Raw genomic sequence first — 16733 nt, forward strand, 5'->3', positions numbered from 1 at the left:
CGGCGATGCCGGGCCCGGTCCACGGGGGCAACGTCAGCCGGGCGGTGCCGAGTTGGAGGGGCATCGGTGAGTACGACCCAGCGACGCACCGGCCGTTTCGGCGCGGCGATTAGGCTGGGCGGCATGCAAGAACCCTCCGGTGCCCTCGCCGACCTGCGCGGCGACTGCGCCAACTGCTTCGGGCTGTGCTGTGTCGCGCTGCCCTTCTCCGCCTCCGCGGACTTCGCCGTGGACAAGGCCGCCGGGACGCCCTGCCGCAACCTCCGCGACGACCACCGCTGCGGCATCCACGCCCGGCTGCGGGACACGGGCTTCACCGGGTGCACGGTCTACGACTGCTTCGGCGCCGGACAGAAGGTCTCCCAGGTCACCTTCGGCGGGGAGGACTGGCGCACGGGCCGGGCCGGCCGCGTCCGGCGGATGTCCGAGGTGTTCCCCGTCGTCCGCCAACTGCACGAACTGCTCTGGTACCTCACCGAGGCGCTGTCCCTGCCCGCCGCCCGCCCGCTGCGCACCGACCTGCGGGCGCTCCTGGAGACGACCGAGACGCTCACCCGCGGCACCCCGGACGAGCTGGCCGCGCTCGATGTCGCGGCCCACCGGCAGCAGGTCAACGTCCTGCTGCTGCGCACCAGCGAGCTGGCCCGCGCGGGCGTGCGCGGACGCGGGAGGAACCGCCGGGGCGCCGACCTGATGGGCGCCCGCCTCAGGGGCGCCGATCTGCGCGGTGCCGATCTGCGCGGCGCCTACCTCATCGCGGCCGACCTGACCGGCGCCGATCTGCGGGGCGCGGACCTCATCGGCGCCGACCTGCGCGACACCGACCTCACCGACGCCGATCTGACGGACGCCTTCTTCCTGACCCAGCCGCAGGTGAACGCGGCCCGGGGGAGTGCCGGGACCCGGCTGCCCGGCTCAGTCACCCGCCCCGCGCACTGGACAGCGCAGGGCTGACCCCGGCTCCTCGACGGCCCCCGCGTCGGCGGGTGAGGGAGTCGGTGCGGCCGTCCGCCGTTCCAGGCGCAGCCGCAGCCCCTCCGGCATCAGCGTCAGCCGCTCCGTGACCCGCAGCCGGTACCCGGGCTCGCCGTGGAAGTCGTACCGGCGCAGCAGCAGACCCAGCACCAGCGTCGCCTCGTGCAGCGCGAACTGCCGTCCGATGCACGCCCGCGCGCCCGTCCCGAACGGCTTGAAGGTGTGCGGCGCCCGCGACCGCACCGCCTGCGGGGCGAACCGGTCCGGGTCGAACCGCTCCGCGTCCACGCCCCACACCTCGGGGTCGCGGTGCACCATCGGTGTCAGCACCAGCGCCCAGGCCCCCCGCCGCATCGGATGCGTCCCGCCGAGCACGGTGTCCTCGCGGGCCTCCCGGGCGAACGCGGGCGCCGTCGGCCACAGCCGCAGCGCCTCGTCCAGCACCCGGCGCACCAGACGCAGCCGGGCCACCTGGTCGTACCCGGGCGCCTCCTCGCCGCCCCAGACGCGGTCCACCTCGGCGCGGGCGCGCGCGGCGATCTCCGGGTGCTGGGCCAGATAGTGCAGGGCGAAGGAGAGCGCGCCCGAGGTGGTCTCGTGACCGGCCACGAGGAAGGTGATCACCTGGCGGCGGACGTTGAGCGCGGAGAGCCGCTCGCCGGTCTCGGGATGGGCGGTCGCGAGCATCCGGTCCAGCAGGTCCCCGTCGCCCGGCCCGCTCTCGCGGCGCGCGCGGATCAGATCGTCGACCGTGCGGTTCAGATACGCGATGTCGGCGTCGTTGCGCCGCGCGGCCCGCCGCATGAGGAACGGCACCGGTACGGCGTTCAGACGCTGGGCGTGGGTGAGGGTGCCGACCATCGCGGTCACGAAGGGGTGCGGCCGGGTCCGCTCGAAGGAGCCGAAGTCATGGCCGAACCCGGTGCGGGCGATCGTCTCCAGGGTCAGCTTGGTCATGTCGCCGGGCACGTCCACGGGCCGTCCGGCCTCCCGCGCCCGGTCCCAGTGCTCCATGAGCCGGGCGGCCACGTCGAGCATCATCGGGTGGTAGCCCGCCATGGCCTCCCGGCTGAACCCCGGTGCCAGGACGTCGTGCGCCAACTGCCAGTTCGACTCGTGGTTGTACGCCGTGAACAGCCCGTCCCCGGCGACCGGCCGCAGATTGGCGATGCCCAGGCCGACGTGCTTGGCGAATCGGGACTCGTCCGCGAGGTCGGCGGCGAGCGCCGCGCCCGCGACGAACACGAACTCCTTGCCCAGCGCCCGGCGCCGGAAGATCGGCCCGAGCCGGTGGGCGAGGCGCAGCGAGTCCTGCAGCGGGGTGTGCCGGCTCGCGCCCACCACGTCGCCGAGCAGCGGGACCCGGTACGGCGGGTGGGGTATGCGCTCCAGCTCCGGCCAGCCCTGCTCGGCGCTGCGGAACCCCTTCGGCAGACCGGTGCCGGTCGTCGTGTCCGCCATGACGCGATCTCCCTCGGTGGGGCGGCAGTTGGGCTCGTTGTACGTGAGTTCAATAGCGCGCCTCAGTCTGGGTCCGCCGCGGAAGGCCCGTCAAGTAAGGTGCGCGCATGGCCGGGAACCAGGGGGAGCGCGCACGCCGCCGGCTCGGCACCGAGGAGCGGCGGGCCCAGCTCCTCGCGGTCGGCGCCCGGCTGTTCTCGGAGCACCCGTACGACGAGGTGTGGATCGAGCAGGTCGCCGAGATCGCCGGTGTCTCGCGCGGGCTGCTCTACCACTACTTCCCGACGAAGCGTGACTTCTTCGCGGCCGTCGTCGAGCGGGAGAGCGAGCGCATGCTGCGGATGACGGCGGCCGAGCCCGGTGTCCCGGTGCGTGAGCAACTGGCGGCCAGCCTCGACACGTTCCTCGGCTATGTCGAGGCCCACGCCCACGGCTACCGCGCCTTCCACCGCGCCGACGCGGCCGGCGACCAGGCCGTGCGCACCGTCTACCGGCGGGCGCTGGCCGCGCAGGAGAGGCAGATCCTTCAGGCGCTGGCGGCCGACCCCGAGTTCGGCCCCGCAGGGGAACGCCCGGAGGTCCGCCTCGCCGTGCGCGGCTGGCTGGCGTTCACCACGGCCGTCTGCCTGGAGTGGCTCCGGCGCGACGATCTGACCCGGGAGCAGGTGCGGGACCTGTGCGTCCGCGCCCTGCTGGGGGTTCTCACCTCCTGACCTCGCCGGAAACCGGACACCTGGCCGGGCGGGGCCGGTTGGCGTGCGGCCCGATCTCCGCTAGGTTAGGCAAGGCTTACCTAAGAGGAGGTTGGGGATGGGTGACAGCCAGACCTGGACGGCCGCACCGTCCGCGGCGCGACAGGCCCGCTCGGTGCTCGCCGCCGCGTGGTCCTGCGCGGTGACCGCGGAGGCCTGCCGGGAGGAGTTCGTCGGCGCGCACCGGGTGACCGACGACGGCCGGCTGCTGCTGGCCGTGCCGGAGGACAGTTCCCTGCGCACGGCCGCGCTCTGCGCGCCGCGCGGAGAGCCCTCCGCCGTCCTGGAGTTCGCCGACGTCGCCCCCGTGCCCGTACGCGGCCGGATCCGCGCCCGGCTCTGGCTGTCCGGCTGGTTCACGCCCGAGGGGGACGAACTCGCCTTCCGGCCCGCCCGGGTGGTGCTGCGCCGGCCCTCCGGACCCGTGGTCGTCGACCTCGCCGAGTTCGCCGAGGCCCGGCCCGACCCGCTGGCCGAGGCGGAGGCCCGGCTGCTCACCCATCTCGCCGACTGCCACCCGGACGCCGTCGAGCGCCTCACCCGGCTCGTCGACCCCGGCAGCCTGCACGGCGCCGTCCGGGTGCAGCCCCTGGCCGTCGACCGGCACGGCCTCACCCTGCGGATCGAACGCGCCCGTACCCACGGCGACGTACGGCTGACCTTCCACCGGCCCGCCGACGACCTCGCCCAGCTCACCGAACGGGTCCACGCCCTGCTCGCCCAGGCCGCCGGCGGCTGCCCGCGGACGCTACAGCGGCAGCGCGCACACGGCGACGGGTGACGCGAACGGCTCACCCGCGAGCCGCAGACCGCCGTCCGCCGCGTCGACATGGAAGACGGCGACGGCACCCGACTTCTGGTTCGCCGCGAACAGCAGGTCGCCGTCCGGGGACAGCGCGATCTGCCGCGGGAAGTCCCCGGCGACCGGCACCGTGCCGAGCAGACGCAGCCGGGCGCCGTCCTCCTCCACCGCGTAGCGCGCGAGGCTGTCGTGCCCCCGGTTGGCCAGCCACGCGTGCCGTCCGTCCGGCGCGACGGCGAGCTGCGCCGGGTAGTTGGTGCCCGACCCCGAGCCCGTGTCCTGTCCCGGGCCGATCGTCAGGCGCCCCGTCTCCGGGTCGTACGCACACACAGCCACCGTGTTGTCGATCTCGTTCGCCAGATAGGCGTACCGCCCGTCCGGGTGGAACGTCAGATGGCGCGGCCCCGCACCGGACGCGGCCCGCGCCCGGGAGACCTCGGTGAGCTTCCCGGCCTTCGTGTCGAGGCGATACGTGTACACCGTGTCCGTGCCCAGGTCGACGGCGAGCACATGGCGGCCGTCGGGGCTGGTGACGATCTGGTGGGCGTGCGGGCCGTCCTGGTCCGGGCCGGGCGGCGGAGCGGAGTGCGTCACGAGATCGCTGCGCTCCCCGAGCGCGCCGGACGCCTCGATCGGGTGCACGGCCACGCTGCCCGTGCCGTAGTTGGCGCTGAGCAGCCAGCGCCCGCTCGGGTGCACCGACAGATGACACGGCGCCGAACCGCCGGTGCTCCTGCTCCCCAGCACCTTCCGGTCGGCCGGCCGGACGGCGGTCACGGCACCGTCGTCGCGCTCGTTCACCGCGTACAGCGTCCGCCCGTCCGGATGGACGGCCAGATACGACGGATCGGGGACACCCGTGATCGTCCCGTCGCCCGTCACCCGGCCCGAGACCGGGTCGTAGGTGGCGACGCCGATGCCCTGCCCGCCGCCGTCGGCCGAGGTGTAGGTGCCGAGGTACAGGGGGCGCGGCCCGGAGGGCGCCCGGCTCTCGCCCTGGGCACTGGGGCGCGCCCCGGGCGTGGACGCCCGCCCGGCCGGAGTGTCCGCGGGAGCGGGCGTACCGTCGCAGCCCGTCATCGCCGGAAGGGCCGCGCCGGCGGCCGTCCCCGCGAGCACCCCCACGAACCCGCGCCTGCTCAGCCCACCCGTGCCCATGTCCACCTCAGGTCCGTCGGTCGTCGTGGTCCAGACCACCTTGGCGGTCGGTACCCGCCCGGCGCAAGGACGGTACCGGCCGTCGCGCGCGTCACGGAAACCCCACGGCTAACGCGAGCGCCCGCTGACCCCGGTACGGCTCCACAGCTTCTCCTGGATGCCCATGCGTTCACGGATCCGGGTCAGCCGCGGCATCCTGGCGCGCTGCTCCTGCGACACCCGGTCCAGCTCCTCCAGCAGGCGGCGCGAGCGGTGCTCGGTGTTCATCTCGTCGATGATCCGGTTCACCTCGGTCAGGACGGCGCCGTACAGCTGCCAGTGCTCCGGGCGGCGCTGCGCCTCCTCGTGCAGCAGCGGGGCGAGCCGGTCGCGGGTGCCGGCCGCCGTGCGCAGCTCCGTCGACAGCCGGGACTCGGCCGCGTCGGCGTTGCTGCTCACATGGGTGGTGACCAGGACCGAGAAGCTGACCACCGCGTCGGCGATCTCGGAGAGCAACTGGTCGAGGACGGCGCCCGTCTCCTTGTCGAACAGCGAGTCGGGCTCACGGTCCTTGGCGAGGTCGGTCAGGCTGCGCGCGAGCACCCGCAGCACCACCGTGCAGATCTCCAGGGTGTCGAGACCCGTGCGCAGCACCACCCGGTGCAGCAGTCCCTCGCGGACCCGCGGGTTCAGGCGCAGACTGTCCTCGGCCTGCCGGAGCGCCGCGTCCACCTCGATGATGTCGTGGTCGAGCCGGCGCGCCTCGTGCAGCCGGGCCGCCGCCTGCTCGTACGGCTGCCGCCCGGCCGCCTCCTCGCCGATGCGCAGCATCAACTGCCGCAGCCGCCGGGCCAGATCCCCCAGCGACTCGCCGGCCTCGTCCACCCAGACGGGCGGCGCGAGCAGCAGATTGAAGCCGAGGCCGACTACGGCGCCGATCAGGGTCTCCAGGACCCGGGCCCAGGCCACGTCGCCGACGGAGGTGACGCCGAGGACCAGCATCGCGCTGATCGCCACCTCGGGGACGTACTCGTGGACCCGCACCAGATGCCCGACGCCCAGCGCCGCCACGATCAGCAGGCCCAGGCTCCACCAGGTCAGACCGACCAGAAGACTGAACGCGATGGCCACCAGCACGCCGGCCACGACGGAGTTCACCCGCCGGATGCCGTTGGTGAGCGTGGCGTAGAAGGTGACCTGCACGACCAGCAGCGCCGTCAGCGGGGCGGTCAGCGGCGCCACCTCGGGGCTCAGGCGCAGCGCGATGACGTACGCGATCGTCGCCGCGGCCGCCGACCGCAGCGTCTGCACCACCACCGGGTCCCGGAGCACCTTGGCCAGTCGCTCGCGGGACCACCGCCCCTCACGTGCCTCACGCATCCTTGGGCTGTTCCCCTTCCACCGTCCCCGCACACCGCTTGCGGAACATGATGATCCGCAAGAAACCCCAGGGTGGTCACAGCCGCCGCGCCACAGCAAGAGGCGGGGCCGGTGATCGCCGACACCCGCCCCGGCGGTCGGCCGAACGGGTTCACGGCGGGTTCACGGTGGGGGACGGGCGGGGCCTCAGGCGCCCAGCTTGTCGAGGAAGGCGTGCAGATTCCCGGTGGTGCGGGCGATCTGCTCCTCCAGGGTCAGGCTCTCCTCGAACCGCCCGCCCGACGCGGGCACCTTCTTGCCCCGCAGATAGAGCGAACAGGCCAGATCGGTGCACATGTACAGACCGACCGAGTTGCCCTCGCGCCCGGCGGGACCGGCCTTGCGGGCCGTCATCAGCGACACGCCGCCGCCCGGGTGCGTCGTCAGGCACAGCGAGCACAGACTGCGGTGCGTGAAGCCGCGCTGCTGCGACGGAAAGCGCAGCGAGATGCCCACCGGCCGGCCGCCGCGCTCGGCCACCAGATAGCTGCGGTCGGGCGCGCCCGGCTCGCGCCAGCCGAGGAAGTCGAGGTCGTCCCAGGGACGTTCGTCCAGGTCGCGCGGCACGGACAGACGCTTCGCCTCGCCTTTGGAGCAGTTGACGAAGGAGTCGCGGATGTCCTGCTCGGTGAGTGACCTCATGGGAGCCTCCAGGGGTGCTCGGAACGAAAAACCTAGTGGCTCTAGGTTCAGGCCTAGGCTAGGCAGGGCCGCGGACCGGGGCCAGCGAATTTCCCGCAGCCGGGCCGAGGACCGGGGCCGGGCCGAGCAGCTGACGTCGTGGTTCACAATGGAGGCGGATCCATCGGGGCGGGGCACGGCAGGTCGGAAGGGAGCCGCATGGCGGGGCGGAACGGGCGCACGGTACGGGACCTCAGACGCGGCAACCGTACGGCCGTACTGCAGCGCCTCTACTTCGACGGCCCCCTCAGCCGGTTCGAGCTCGGCCCGGCGACCGGACTCAGCTCCGGCTCCGTGAGCAACGTCGTCGCCGAGCTGATCGGGGACGGCCTGGTCGAGGAGGCCGGCAGCGTCGACTCCGACGGCGGCCGGCCCCGCATCCTGCTGCGGGTCGCCCCCGGCAGCGGCCACATGATCGGCGTCGACGTCGGCGAGACCCGGGTGCGGATCGGCCTGTTCGACCTCACCCTCACCGAACTCGCCCGCGCCGAACGCCCGCTGGAGCAGCAGCGCTACGAGGTCGACGGCATCGTCCGCCATGTGCGCGACGGCATCGCCGAGGTCCTCGCGGACGCCGCCATCGCACCCGAGCGGCTCCTCGGCGTCGGCATAGGGGTCCCCGGCATCGTCGAGCGCACCCCAGCCCTCGGCGCCGTGGTGCACGGCCAGACCATCGGCTGGGACGCCGTCCCGCTGGAGCGACTGCTCCGCGACGGCTCGGAACTGCCCGACAGCGTCCCCTACTTCATCGACAACGGCGCCCGGACCCTCGGCCAGGCCGAGATGTGGTTCGGCGCCGGGCGCGGCGCCGGAAACGCGCTCGTCGTCCTCTTCGGCTCCGGCGTCGGCGCCTGCCTGGTCACCCCCGAGGTGGAGCACGGCCGGGCCGTCGAATGGGGCCATCTGACGGTACGGGTCCGGGGCCGCCGCTGCCGCTGCGGCGCCCTGGGCTGCCTGGAGGCGTACGCGGGCGCCGAGTCGCTGCTCGCCCGCTGGTTCGAGGCGGGCGGTACGGCCCCGGAGGGCGCCGACGAGGAGACCGCGCTGTCCGTGATGCTCTCCGGCGCCTACCCGGCCGACGGCAGCACCGCCGACCCCGTGGCGCTCGCCCTGCTGGAGGAGACCGCCGAGTACGTGGGCGCGGGCCTGTCCGACCTGATCAACCTCTTCCAGCCGGAGCGCATCCTGATCGGCGGCTGGGCCGGCCTCCAGCTCGGCACCCGCTTCCTGCCCGCCGTCCGCCGGCACGCCGCCTCCTACTCGCTGCGGCACCCGGCCGAGAAGGTCGGCATCGAGCTGGGCCGACTCGGCCCGGACGCGGTGACCGTGGGCGCCGCGATCCTGCCGCTCGCCGACTTCTTCGCGCACGGCGGCCGCCGCCCCGGCCCCGCACCGGAGCCCGGCGCCCGGGCGCAGTCCGTGCCGCGCTGACGTTTGCCCCGGCCGGGGGACGGTACTCGCAGCGTTCGACACGCGGGAGGCGCACCATGGACGACCACCGCCGAGAGGCACCCGGCGAGAGCCCGGACCCGATCCCCCGGGACCTGCCGGACCAGCAGGCGCGCGACGGGGAGGACCCGTGGGAGGTGCCCGTCGGGCCCACCCGCGACGCCTCCGAGTCCGAGTCGGACGATGTCCCCGAGACGGACGAGGCCGGCACCGGCCGGCAGGGCGAGACCCAGACGGGCGCGGTGCACCCCGAGCATCCGGCTCCGGAGGAGTCGGCGGGCTAGAGATCGAGGCCAATGGCGCCAGGGCCCCGGTCGGCTTCGACCGGGGCCCTGGCGCCGTCATGCTCAGCCGACCTTCCGGCCCCGCAGATTGGCCGTGTCCGCGCCCGCGCCCTCGCGCAGGCCCCGCAGGAACTCCTCCAGCACCTCCGGCGCCGTACGGGTCGGCTCCCAGCCCAGTTCCGAACGGGCCCGGGAGCAGTCCATCAGCGGCACCCGGAGGACCGCGTCGAACAGGTGCGGGGACGCCGGGAGCAGCCGTAGCCCCCAGGCGGCGGCGATCGCCGAGCGGGCCGCCGTCCGGGGGAGGCGGACCGGGCGGGCGCCGAGCATCTCGCCGAGCAGTTCCGCGTCGACCGGCGGGTCGGCCGCCAGATTGAAGGCGCCGCGCACGTCCGACAGCGCGGCGAGCCGGTAGGCGTGGGCCGCGTCGTCGGTGTGCAGGGCCTGGACGCGCAGCCCCGGCACATCGGGCAGGAACGGCAGCAGATCGGGACGGAGCAGTGGCCCCGGCAGGAAGCGGCCGCCGAAGATACGGCGCTGCTCGCTCGCGGAGGCCCGCTTGAAAAGGAACGCAGGGCGCATCCGGACGACCCGGACCTCGGGATGCTCCCGCTCGAACGTGTCCAGCGTCCGCTCCAGATACGCCTTCTCACGGCAGTACGCGGCGTCCGGCCAGCCGTGCGTCGGCCACGACTCGTCGACGGGGTGGTCCTTGGGCCCCGGCGAGTACGCGCCGACGGACGAGGCGTGGATCAGCGCGGGCACCTTCGCCTCGGCCACGGCCTCGTACACGCGCAGACTGCCCAGGACGTTGGTGCGCCAGGTCGTCGCCGGGTCGTGCGTCGGCTGGAAGGCCCAGGCCAGATGGACGACGGCGTCGGCACCGGCGAAGACGCCCGCGAGATCCGTGTGCCGTGACGCCAGGTCGGCCGCCGCCCACTCGGTCTTCGCCGGTCCGACGTCGGGTTTGCGGCGGGCCAGCCCCACGACGGACCCGACCTCCGGGTCCTCCGAGAGGAGCCGCACCACGCTGGTGCCGACATTGCCGGTGGCTCCGGTGACGACGATCCTGCGTTCCGGTCCGCTGCTCACCTGCGACTCCTCCCGGAGGGTGGGGACGGGGGCGCCCGAGTACCCCGTGCGCCCGCGCGCACGCCGTCACCCGGCTCCCCCGGCTCACCCGGCGAAGGCGTCCACCCCGGTCAGCTCCGCGGACAGGGCCCACAGCCGGGCCGCCTGCCCGGGGTCGGTCGCCCAGTCCTTCACGCCGACGCGCTCGCCGTCGGCCGGAGCGGGCTCGGCGATGTCGCAGTCCTCCAGGTACACGCCGCCCAGGCCCGCCAACTGGGGCGAGGTCGCGGCCCACACCTGGGTGGCGGCGCCCTGCTCGGGCGTCTTGAAGCCGGGCTGGGGGATTTCGTTGCCCTCCTCGTCGATCCAGCCGTTGGCGATCATCTCCTCGCGGGGGAGGTGCCGCTGGAGGGGCGTGAGGATGCCGCCGGGGTGCAGTGCGAAGGCCCGGACGCCGCGGTCCGCCGCGAGGCGGTCGAGCTGGACGGCGAACAGCACGTTCGCGGTCTTGGCCTGGCCGTAGGCCTGCCACTTGTCGTACCCCTCGCGCCAGTGGACGTCGTCCCAGCGGATCCCGGAGTAGTGGTGGGCGCGCGAGGACACCGACACCACCCGGGCGCCCCCCGGCTCGATCGCCGGCCACAGCCGGTTGACCAGCGCGAAGTGGCCGAGGTGGTTGGTGGCGAACTGCGCCTCCCAGCCCGGTCCGACCCGGGTCTCCGGGCAGGCCATGATCCCGGCGCTGTCGATCATGATGTCGATGGTCCGGCCGCCGGCCAGGAACCGCTCGGCGAAGCCGCGGACGCTGTCCAGGTCCGCCAGGTCGAGCTCGTCCACCTCCACGCCGGTGACCCCGGTCAGCGCCTCCTCGGCGGTGGACCGGCGGCGGGCGGGGACGACGACGTGGGCGCCCGCCCGGGTGAGGGCCCGGGTGGTCTCCAGGCCGATCCCGGAGTAGCCGCCCGTGACGAGCGCGAGCTTCCCGGTGAGGTCGATGCCCGCGAGCACCTCGTCGGCGGTGCTGGTCGCCCCGAAGCCGGAGCCGATCTTGTGCTGTGCAGTGCTCATATCCGGAACGCTACGAATTGGAGTGCTCTCGAAGTCAAGCGCTCGCCGTCACGGCGAGTCCGTGGCGCCCGGCGAGTCCGGGGCGGCGGTTCCGGGCAGGAAAAAGCCCCGGCCGGACGGGGGAATCCGGTCGGGGCGATCGAGGGTGGGTGCGCATGGCGGTCGCCTCTCGGCGAATGGCTCCACAGGGCTTCAGCCGAACGATCTTCCCTGTGGGCGAATGGTGAGGCCCGGGGACACTGTCCCATCCGCACCCACGGCCTGTTCAACGGTGAACCATGGGTGGATGTTCCTGGTCGTGCCGCCGGCGGCGGTGAGGTGCGTCACGCCCGGGAGCGCTCCTTGCCGTGCGTCCACGCCAGCAGCTCGTCGGCCGTCCAGGTGGTCACCACCCGCTCGGCGGGCACCCCGCACTCCTCGGCCCGCGCGCAGCCGTACCGCTGCCAGTCGAGCTGGCCCGGGGCGTGCGCGTCGGTGTCGATCGAGAACAGCGTGCCCGCGGCCACCGCCCGGCGCAGCAGCCGGCGGGGCGGGTCCAGCCGCTCGGGCCGGCTGTTGATCTCCACCGCCGTCCCGGACTCGGCACAGGCGGCGAACACCGCGTCCGCGTCGAACTCCGACTCCGGGCGGCCCCGCCCGGTGATCAGGCGGCCGGTGCAGTGCCCGAGGATGTCCGCGTGCGGATCGCGCACCGCCGTGATCATGCGGCGGGTCATCGAGCGGGCGTCCATGCGCAGCTTGGAGTGCACCGACACCACGACCACGTCGAGGCGCTCCAGGAGCTCCGGTTCCTGGTCCAGCGAGCCGTCGTCGAGGATGTCGCACTCGATGCCGGTGAGCAGCCGGAACGGCGCCCAGCGGGTGTTCAGCTCCGCCACCACGTCCAGCTGCTCGCGCAGCCGCCCGGCCGACAGCCCCCGGGCGACGGTCAGCCGGGGCGAGTGGTCGGTCAGCGCCGCCCACTCGTGCCCGAGCTCCGCCGCCGTGCGCCCCATCTCCTCGATGGGGCTGCCGCCGTCCGACCAGTCGGAGTGCAGATGGCAGTCGCCGCGCAGCGCCTCCCACAGCTCCCGGCCCCCCTCGGGCGGCCCCGCGGCGGGCCGGTTCTCCAGGTCGGTGAGATAGGCGGGCACCTGTCCTGCCAGGGCCTCGCGCACCACGCCGGCCGTCTTCGGGCCGACGCCCTTCAGGGACTCCAGCGTCCCGGCCTCCGCCCGCGCCCGGACCTCCTCCGGGGGCAGCTCACCCAGTACCCGGGCGGCCGTACGGAACGCCCGGACCCGGTACGTCGGCTCCAGGGACCGCTCCAGCAGGAAGGCGATCCGGTTCAGCGCCTCCACGGGATCCATCGGCACCTCCTCCTCCAGGGTTCCCCGGCACCGCCGTCGCCGCACGGCGACGACGGCGGAGGGAGGTACCAGGGACGCCCGGGTTCCGCCTCCCGGGCGTCCGGGGGATTCGCCGACGCGCCTCGCGTCCTACGCTCTATGCATGACCGAAAGCGCGAGCCCGCACATCGCACAGCCGCGGATCATGGTGCTCGGGGTTCAGCCGGGCAAGCCCCCGTTCCGCATCATGGAGATCGACGGTGAGATCGTCTGTGAGGCCAGGACCATCACCGACGTCCTCACCACCGCCGCCCTCTACGGCATCACGGTCCACGACCTCGACGACCCGGACGTGGTCCGCTGGGTGGGTGGCGACAAGTTCACCTGGCACCGCCGCTGAGGGTCCCGCTCGCGCTCAGCCGACCGTCCACTTCTGGTTGGCTCCGCCGGTGCAGGTCCACAGCTGCAGCCGTGTGCCGTTGGCCGAGCTGTTCCCGGTGGCGTCCACGCACTTGTCGGCCTGCGGATTGACGATGTCGCGCGCCGCGGAGACGGTCCACTTCTGGTTGGCGCCTCCCGTGCAGTCCCACAGTTGCAGCGGGGTGCCGTCCGCGGTGCCGTTGCCGGTGGCGTCCAGGCACTTGCCGAGCGCGCGCAGCGTGCCGTCCGAGCCGGACGTCCAGCGCTGGGCGGCGGTGCCGTTGCAGTCGTAGAGCTGGACCGGGGTGCCGTTGGCGGTGTTCGCGCCCGCCACGTCCATGCACTTGCCGGCGAGCCCGCGCACGGTGTTGCCGCCGGTCGGGGTGTCGCCCGTGGTCACCGAGACATGGTCCACGACCAGCTGCTGCGGGAAGACGGTGGAGCCGTCCGGGTCGCCGGGCCAGTAGCCGCCGACCGCGAGGTTGAGGATCAGGAAGTACGGCCGGTTGAACACCCACTGCTTGCCGTTGAGGTCGGCCGGGGTGCGCCGCTGGTAGACGTTGCCGTCCACCGACCAGGTGATGGAGTCCGGCGCCCAGTCGACGGCGAAGGTGTGGAAGGCGTCCGCGAAGGCCTGCCCGTTCGGCAGGGTGTAGCCGGCGCCGATGCCGCCCGACCCGAAGTAGCCGGGCCCGTGGATCGTGCCGTGCACGGTGGACGGCTCGAAACCGACGTTCTCCATGATGTCGATCTCACCCGAGTCCGGCCAGTTGACCGGGGTGCCGAGCATCCAGAACGCGGGCCACATGCCCTGCCCCCGCGGCACCTTCATCCGGGCCTCGACGTGCCCGTACTGCGCGGTGAACTTGCCGGAGGTGTTCAGCCGGGCCGAGGTGTACTGACAGGTGCCGTACCAGCACTGGTAGTTGGCGGGGTTCTCGCGCCGGGCCGTGATCACGAGATGGCCCTGTCCGTCCAGCGCCGCGTTCTTGTTGCCGGAGGTGTAGTACTGCCGTTCGTGGTTGTTGACGTTGTCGCCGGTCTCGATCTGCCACTTCGACCCGTCGACGGCGGCGCCCGCGGGACCGTCGAAGGTGTCGGAGAAGACGACCGCGGCGGCCGCGGCACGGGGTGGTTCCGCCTGGGCGGGCGCGATCGCGGCGGCCGCGACCAGGACCGCCGAGAGGGCGGCGAGCAGGGCAGAGCGGATCAGCCGTGGGGAGGCCATCGTGCTCCCTTCCGTGCGACGCCCCGCTGGACGGGTGCGTCGACCGTGGTGGGGGGTGAAGGTGTCGCCACTTGATTTAAGAAGTGAGTTAAGGGGGCGTCAATACTTTGGTACGGACCAGTGGACAGGAGTGCGCCCCGCGCCCGGCGGGACCGGGGGCGGGGCGGTGGGGGGCGGCTCAGGCGCGGGCCCGCCGCGCGTGCACGGCGCGGCTCATGCGCCGGCCCAGCAGCAGGTAACCGATCAGCGCGCCCGAGGTGTTGAGGATGACGTCGTCCACGTCGAAGGCGCGGCCCGTCACCAGGGCGCCCTGGGCGAACTCCACCAGCAGCATGACCGTCGCCGTCAGCAGCAGCACCCGCAGCACGCCCCGGGTGCGCGGGGCGACGATGGGCACCAGTACGCCGAACGGCACGCCCAGCAGCAGATTGCCGCCGATCTGCCGTACGGCGTCGCGGAGTTCGGGCTGGTCGAGATAGGCGCGCAGCGACCGGCCGGGGTGCAGATTGGTGTGCGTCAGGCTCTCCGACGCGGGGGAGGGCTGCAGGGTGAGCTTCGCCAGCACCACGGCGAACGCCACCATGAACGCGAAGGCGAGCACCATCGCCAGGCAGCGGGCGAGCAGCCGCAGCGGACCGCGCCCGGCATCGCTCCGCTCCTCGCCGGAGGACTCGCGTCCCGGGCCGGCGGCGCCCGGCGTCCTGGGGGTGCCGATGCGCGACGCGACACGCGAACGCAGGGTCCCACCGGCCATCATGTCCTCCACTCGTCAAGGTCCGTATGTGGTCCCCCGCTTACCCCCGGACCGCCCCGGGATGCGGTCGCTTTCGGCCGCCGCTGCCGGGTGCCCGGGTCCGTCCCTCATCGCCCGTACGTCACCTTCACCTCCTCGAAGCCCAGGGAGCGCAGCAGCCCCCGCAGCATGTCGGTGGTGTTCTTCTCGGCCCGCGCGGTCAGTCCGCTCTTCTTCGCGGCGTCCCCGATGTGCCGCACCGCCAGCTTCTGCACGGCCTGTTCACCGTTCGGGTTGTCCGAGAACAGGTCGCCGAGGCGGTCGAGCAGGCCCCGCTGCTTGGAGACGGCGTAGGAGCGGTCGGGGTCGAGGGCCGGCCTGCCGAGCACGGCGTGCGGCAGACGTAGTGTGGCGGTCGTACGGTCCTCGTCGACCGTGACGTCGTCCTCGCCGACCTTGCCGAGGTCGACATAGGCGTCCACGGTGCCCGCGCCGACGTACAGGGTGCGGGTGCCGCGCACGGCGTCGGGCAGGAACTTGGCGTCCTTCTCCAGGTCCACGACGATCTGGAAGTTGCCGGAGGCGGCGTCGTAGCGGCTCATGTCCTGGATGGACTGGAGCAGCGCGGGACCGGACCGGTCCCGGGTCTCGGTGCCGAACAGGTCCTTCAGCCCCGGGAGCACGCTCAGCCGGATCCCGGCGAAGAACACGGCCAGCACCAGGACCACGGCACCGGTCGCCTTGGCCCAGCCAGGGGTGCGCCGGTTGATGCGCTTGATGGGAGTCGTCATGTCGACGTCCCTCCTTCCTGCACAGCGGATACCCCCGATTCCGTTGCTGGACCGGCCTGTTGGGCGCGGACCGGGGCACGCCGGGGCACGGCCGGCGCCCGGACACCGAATCAACGTTTCTGCAATCTCAGTAGCATGTGGCCCGCCACCCGTAATGATCATGCGAGGAGCAGATCGTGCGAGAGATCGCCGTGTTCAGCGGCAGTGCCCATCCCGAACTGGCGGCGGAGGTCTGCGCCCAGCTGGGGGTGCCCCTCAGCCCCACCCGGGTCAGCCGGTTCGCCAACGACTGCCTGGAGGTGCAGCTCCAGGCCAACTGCCGGGAACGGGACGTCTTCCTGATCCAGCCCCTGGTGCGGCCCGTCCAGGAGAACCTGGTCGAGCTGCTGCTCATGTGCGACGCGGCGCGCGGCGCGTCCGCGGGCCGGATCACCGTCGTCATGCCGCACTACTCCTACGCGCGCTCCGACAAGAAGGACGCGCCCCGCATCTCTCTCGGCGGGCGGCTCGTCGCCGATCTGATGGTGGCGGCCGGCGCGAGCCGTGTCCTCGCCATGACCCTGCACGCGCCCCAGGTGCACGGCTTCTTCTCGGTGCCCGTCGACCATCTGCACGCGCTGCGGGAACTCGCCGCGCACTTCCGGCAGTACGACCTGAGCCGGACCACCGTCGTCTCGCCGGACCTCGGCAACGCCAAGGAGGCCGCCGCGTTCGCCCGGATGATCGGTGCCGGGGTGGCCGCCGGCGCCAAGCAGCGGTTCGCGGACGACCGGGTCAGCATCTCCTCGGTGATCGGCGAGGTGAGCGGGCGGGACGTCATCGTCCTGGACGACGAGATCGCCAAGGGCAGCACGGTCCTCGAACTGCTCGACCGGCTGCGGGAAATGAACCCGCGCTCGATCCGGGTGGCGTGTACGCACGGGCTGTTCGCGGCCGGCGCGCTCAAGCGCATCGGCGAGCAGCCGGACGTCCTGGAGATCGTCTGCACCAACACCGTGCCGGTCCCCGAGGAGGAGCGCACGGACAAGCTGCGCATCCTCTCGATCGCCCCCGCGCTCGCGGAGGCCGTACGCCGGATCCACAACGGCGAGTCCGTCAGCGCCCTGTTCGACGCGCCGGAGGACTGACGGAGCC

Annotated in this window: 17 protein-coding genes; 7 read left to right on the plus strand and 10 right to left on the minus strand. The window is 73.3% G+C overall.

Annotated features, from left to right (window positions below):
- Nucleotides 1–123 precede the first annotated feature (123 nt).
- Entirely contained in the window at nucleotides 124–954 is an 831-nt protein-coding gene (locus KBY32_RS03040) for a pentapeptide repeat-containing protein (protein WP_210978747.1), read from the plus strand.
- Here the strand turns inward: KBY32_RS03040 and KBY32_RS03045 are convergent.
- Complete coding sequence (locus KBY32_RS03045; RefSeq protein ID WP_210978748.1) at nucleotides 916–2436, minus strand: cytochrome P450; 1521 nt, start codon at nucleotides 2434–2436, stop codon at nucleotides 916–918. The two genes, KBY32_RS03040 and KBY32_RS03045, sit on opposite strands and share 39 nt — an antisense overlap.
- Before the next feature lie 107 nt (nucleotides 2437–2543).
- Here KBY32_RS03045 and KBY32_RS03050 point away from each other — a divergent pair, with 107 nt between their 5' ends.
- Both KBY32_RS03050 and KBY32_RS03055 read left to right on the plus strand, forming a co-directional pair.
- Complete coding sequence (locus KBY32_RS03050; protein WP_055618857.1) at nucleotides 2544–3149, plus strand: TetR/AcrR family transcriptional regulator; 606 nt, start codon at nucleotides 2544–2546, stop codon at nucleotides 3147–3149.
- 97 nt (nucleotides 3150–3246) lie between these two features.
- Nucleotides 3247–3969 carry a DUF2470 domain-containing protein gene (locus KBY32_RS03055; protein WP_055618856.1) on the plus strand — a complete coding sequence of 241 codons (723 nt, stop codon included), beginning with the start codon at nucleotides 3247–3249 and terminating at the stop codon, nucleotides 3967–3969.
- Here KBY32_RS03055 and KBY32_RS03060 read toward each other — a convergent pair.
- The 3 genes from KBY32_RS03060 to KBY32_RS03070 form a co-directional block, all read right to left on the minus strand.
- Nucleotides 3937–5148 carry a lactonase family protein gene (locus tag KBY32_RS03060; RefSeq protein ID WP_210978881.1) on the minus strand — a complete coding sequence of 404 codons (1212 nt, stop codon included), beginning with the start codon at nucleotides 5146–5148 and terminating at the stop codon, nucleotides 3937–3939. The genes KBY32_RS03055 and KBY32_RS03060 overlap by 33 nt on opposite strands.
- 108 nt (nucleotides 5149–5256) lie before the next feature.
- Nucleotides 5257–6507, minus strand: coding sequence for an aromatic acid exporter family protein (locus KBY32_RS03065; protein WP_210978749.1), 1251 nt, complete (start codon nucleotides 6505–6507; stop codon nucleotides 5257–5259).
- A 186-nt stretch (nucleotides 6508–6693) separates the two neighbouring features.
- Nucleotides 6694–7188, minus strand: coding sequence for an FBP domain-containing protein (locus KBY32_RS03070; RefSeq protein ID WP_055618855.1), 495 nt, complete (start codon nucleotides 7186–7188; stop codon nucleotides 6694–6696).
- Between the two features lie 198 nt (nucleotides 7189–7386).
- Here KBY32_RS03070 and KBY32_RS03075 point away from each other — a divergent pair, with 198 nt between their 5' ends.
- Both KBY32_RS03075 and KBY32_RS03080 read left to right on the plus strand, forming a co-directional pair.
- The gene (locus KBY32_RS03075; RefSeq protein WP_210978750.1) at nucleotides 7387–8658 is read left to right on the plus strand and encodes an ROK family transcriptional regulator; all 1272 of its coding nucleotides are present in this window, start codon (nucleotides 7387–7389) and stop codon (nucleotides 8656–8658) included.
- Nucleotides 8659–8714: 56 nt separating this feature from the next.
- The gene (locus KBY32_RS03080) at nucleotides 8715–8960 is read left to right on the plus strand and encodes a hypothetical protein (RefSeq protein WP_055618853.1); all 246 of its coding nucleotides are present in this window, start codon (nucleotides 8715–8717) and stop codon (nucleotides 8958–8960) included.
- Nucleotides 8961–9023: 63 nt separating this feature from the next.
- Here KBY32_RS03080 and KBY32_RS03085 read toward each other — a convergent pair whose 3' ends face one another.
- From KBY32_RS03085 to KBY32_RS03095, 3 genes are all read right to left on the minus strand, one after another.
- Nucleotides 9024–10052: an SDR family oxidoreductase gene (locus tag KBY32_RS03085; protein ID WP_115507061.1), complete on the minus strand. Its 1029-nt coding sequence runs from the start codon at nucleotides 10050–10052 to the stop codon at nucleotides 9024–9026.
- Between the two features lie 84 nt (nucleotides 10053–10136).
- Nucleotides 10137–11099, minus strand: a complete 963-nt coding sequence (locus KBY32_RS03090) for an SDR family NAD(P)-dependent oxidoreductase (RefSeq protein ID WP_210978751.1) — start codon at nucleotides 11097–11099, stop codon at nucleotides 10137–10139.
- Between the two features lie 323 nt (nucleotides 11100–11422).
- Entirely contained in the window at nucleotides 11423–12448 is a 1026-nt protein-coding gene (locus KBY32_RS03095) for a PHP domain-containing protein (protein WP_210978752.1), read from the minus strand.
- A 142-nt stretch (nucleotides 12449–12590) separates the two neighbouring features.
- Here KBY32_RS03095 and KBY32_RS03100 point away from each other — a divergent pair, with 142 nt between their 5' ends.
- Nucleotides 12591–12827, plus strand: a complete 237-nt coding sequence (locus KBY32_RS03100; protein ID WP_055618850.1) for a hypothetical protein — start codon at nucleotides 12591–12593, stop codon at nucleotides 12825–12827.
- 15 nt (nucleotides 12828–12842) lie between these two features.
- On the opposite strand, the gene KBY32_RS03105 is transcribed toward KBY32_RS03100, so the two are convergent.
- From KBY32_RS03105 to KBY32_RS03115, 3 genes are all read right to left on the minus strand, one after another.
- Nucleotides 12843–14075 (minus strand): ricin-type beta-trefoil lectin domain protein, encoded by a 1233-nt coding sequence (locus KBY32_RS03105; RefSeq protein WP_210978753.1) that lies wholly within the window; start codon nucleotides 14073–14075, stop codon nucleotides 12843–12845.
- Nucleotides 14076–14253: 178 nt separating this feature from the next.
- Nucleotides 14254–14829 (minus strand): VanZ family protein, encoded by a 576-nt coding sequence (locus tag KBY32_RS03110; RefSeq protein WP_079033418.1) that lies wholly within the window; start codon nucleotides 14827–14829, stop codon nucleotides 14254–14256.
- Between the two features lie 107 nt (nucleotides 14830–14936).
- Nucleotides 14937–15599, minus strand: coding sequence for a DUF4230 domain-containing protein (locus KBY32_RS03115; RefSeq protein ID WP_210978754.1), 663 nt, complete (start codon nucleotides 15597–15599; stop codon nucleotides 14937–14939).
- Nucleotides 15600–15775: 176 nt separating this feature from the next.
- Here KBY32_RS03115 and KBY32_RS03120 point away from each other — a divergent pair, with 176 nt between their 5' ends.
- Nucleotides 15776–16726 carry a ribose-phosphate pyrophosphokinase gene (locus KBY32_RS03120; protein WP_055618847.1) on the plus strand — a complete coding sequence of 317 codons (951 nt, stop codon included), beginning with the start codon at nucleotides 15776–15778 and terminating at the stop codon, nucleotides 16724–16726.
- Nucleotides 16727–16733: the final 7 nt, after the last annotated feature.

Source organism: Streptomyces sp. RK62, assembly GCF_018070255.1.
Classification (GTDB): domain Bacteria; phylum Actinomycetota; class Actinomycetes; order Streptomycetales; family Streptomycetaceae; genus Streptomyces; species Streptomyces nigra.

What these genes read in the sequence shown, in the direction of transcription:
- KBY32_RS03080 (WP_055618853.1), top strand. Translation starts at nt 8,715, where the DNA reads ATGGACGACCACCGCCGAGAGGCACCCGGCGAGAGCCCGGACCCGATC.
- KBY32_RS03045 (WP_210978748.1), bottom strand. Translation starts at nt 2,436, where the DNA reads ATGGCGGACACGACGACCGGCACCGGTCTGCCGAAGGGGTTCCGCAGC.
- KBY32_RS03070 (WP_055618855.1), bottom strand. Translation starts at nt 7,188, where the DNA reads ATGAGGTCACTCACCGAGCAGGACATCCGCGACTCCTTCGTCAACTGC.
- KBY32_RS03075 (WP_210978750.1), top strand. Translation starts at nt 7,387, where the DNA reads ATGGCGGGGCGGAACGGGCGCACGGTACGGGACCTCAGACGCGGCAAC.
- KBY32_RS03095 (WP_210978752.1), bottom strand. Translation starts at nt 12,448, where the DNA reads ATGGATCCCGTGGAGGCGCTGAACCGGATCGCCTTCCTGCTGGAGCGG.
- KBY32_RS03050 (WP_055618857.1), top strand. Translation starts at nt 2,544, where the DNA reads ATGGCCGGGAACCAGGGGGAGCGCGCACGCCGCCGGCTCGGCACCGAG.
- KBY32_RS03065 (WP_210978749.1), bottom strand. Translation starts at nt 6,507, where the DNA reads ATGCGTGAGGCACGTGAGGGGCGGTGGTCCCGCGAGCGACTGGCCAAG.
- KBY32_RS03040 (WP_210978747.1), top strand. Translation starts at nt 124, where the DNA reads ATGCAAGAACCCTCCGGTGCCCTCGCCGACCTGCGCGGCGACTGCGCC.
- KBY32_RS03115 (WP_210978754.1), bottom strand. Translation starts at nt 15,599, where the DNA reads ATGACGACTCCCATCAAGCGCATCAACCGGCGCACCCCTGGCTGGGCC.
- KBY32_RS03105 (WP_210978753.1), bottom strand. Translation starts at nt 14,075, where the DNA reads ATGGCCTCCCCACGGCTGATCCGCTCTGCCCTGCTCGCCGCCCTCTCG.
- KBY32_RS03060 (WP_210978881.1), bottom strand. Translation starts at nt 5,148, where the DNA reads ATGGGCACGGGTGGGCTGAGCAGGCGCGGGTTCGTGGGGGTGCTCGCG.
- KBY32_RS03110 (WP_079033418.1), bottom strand. Translation starts at nt 14,829, where the DNA reads ATGGCCGGTGGGACCCTGCGTTCGCGTGTCGCGTCGCGCATCGGCACC.
- KBY32_RS03090 (WP_210978751.1), bottom strand. Translation starts at nt 11,099, where the DNA reads ATGAGCACTGCACAGCACAAGATCGGCTCCGGCTTCGGGGCGACCAGC.
- KBY32_RS03055 (WP_055618856.1), top strand. Translation starts at nt 3,247, where the DNA reads ATGGGTGACAGCCAGACCTGGACGGCCGCACCGTCCGCGGCGCGACAG.
- KBY32_RS03100 (WP_055618850.1), top strand. Translation starts at nt 12,591, where the DNA reads ATGACCGAAAGCGCGAGCCCGCACATCGCACAGCCGCGGATCATGGTG.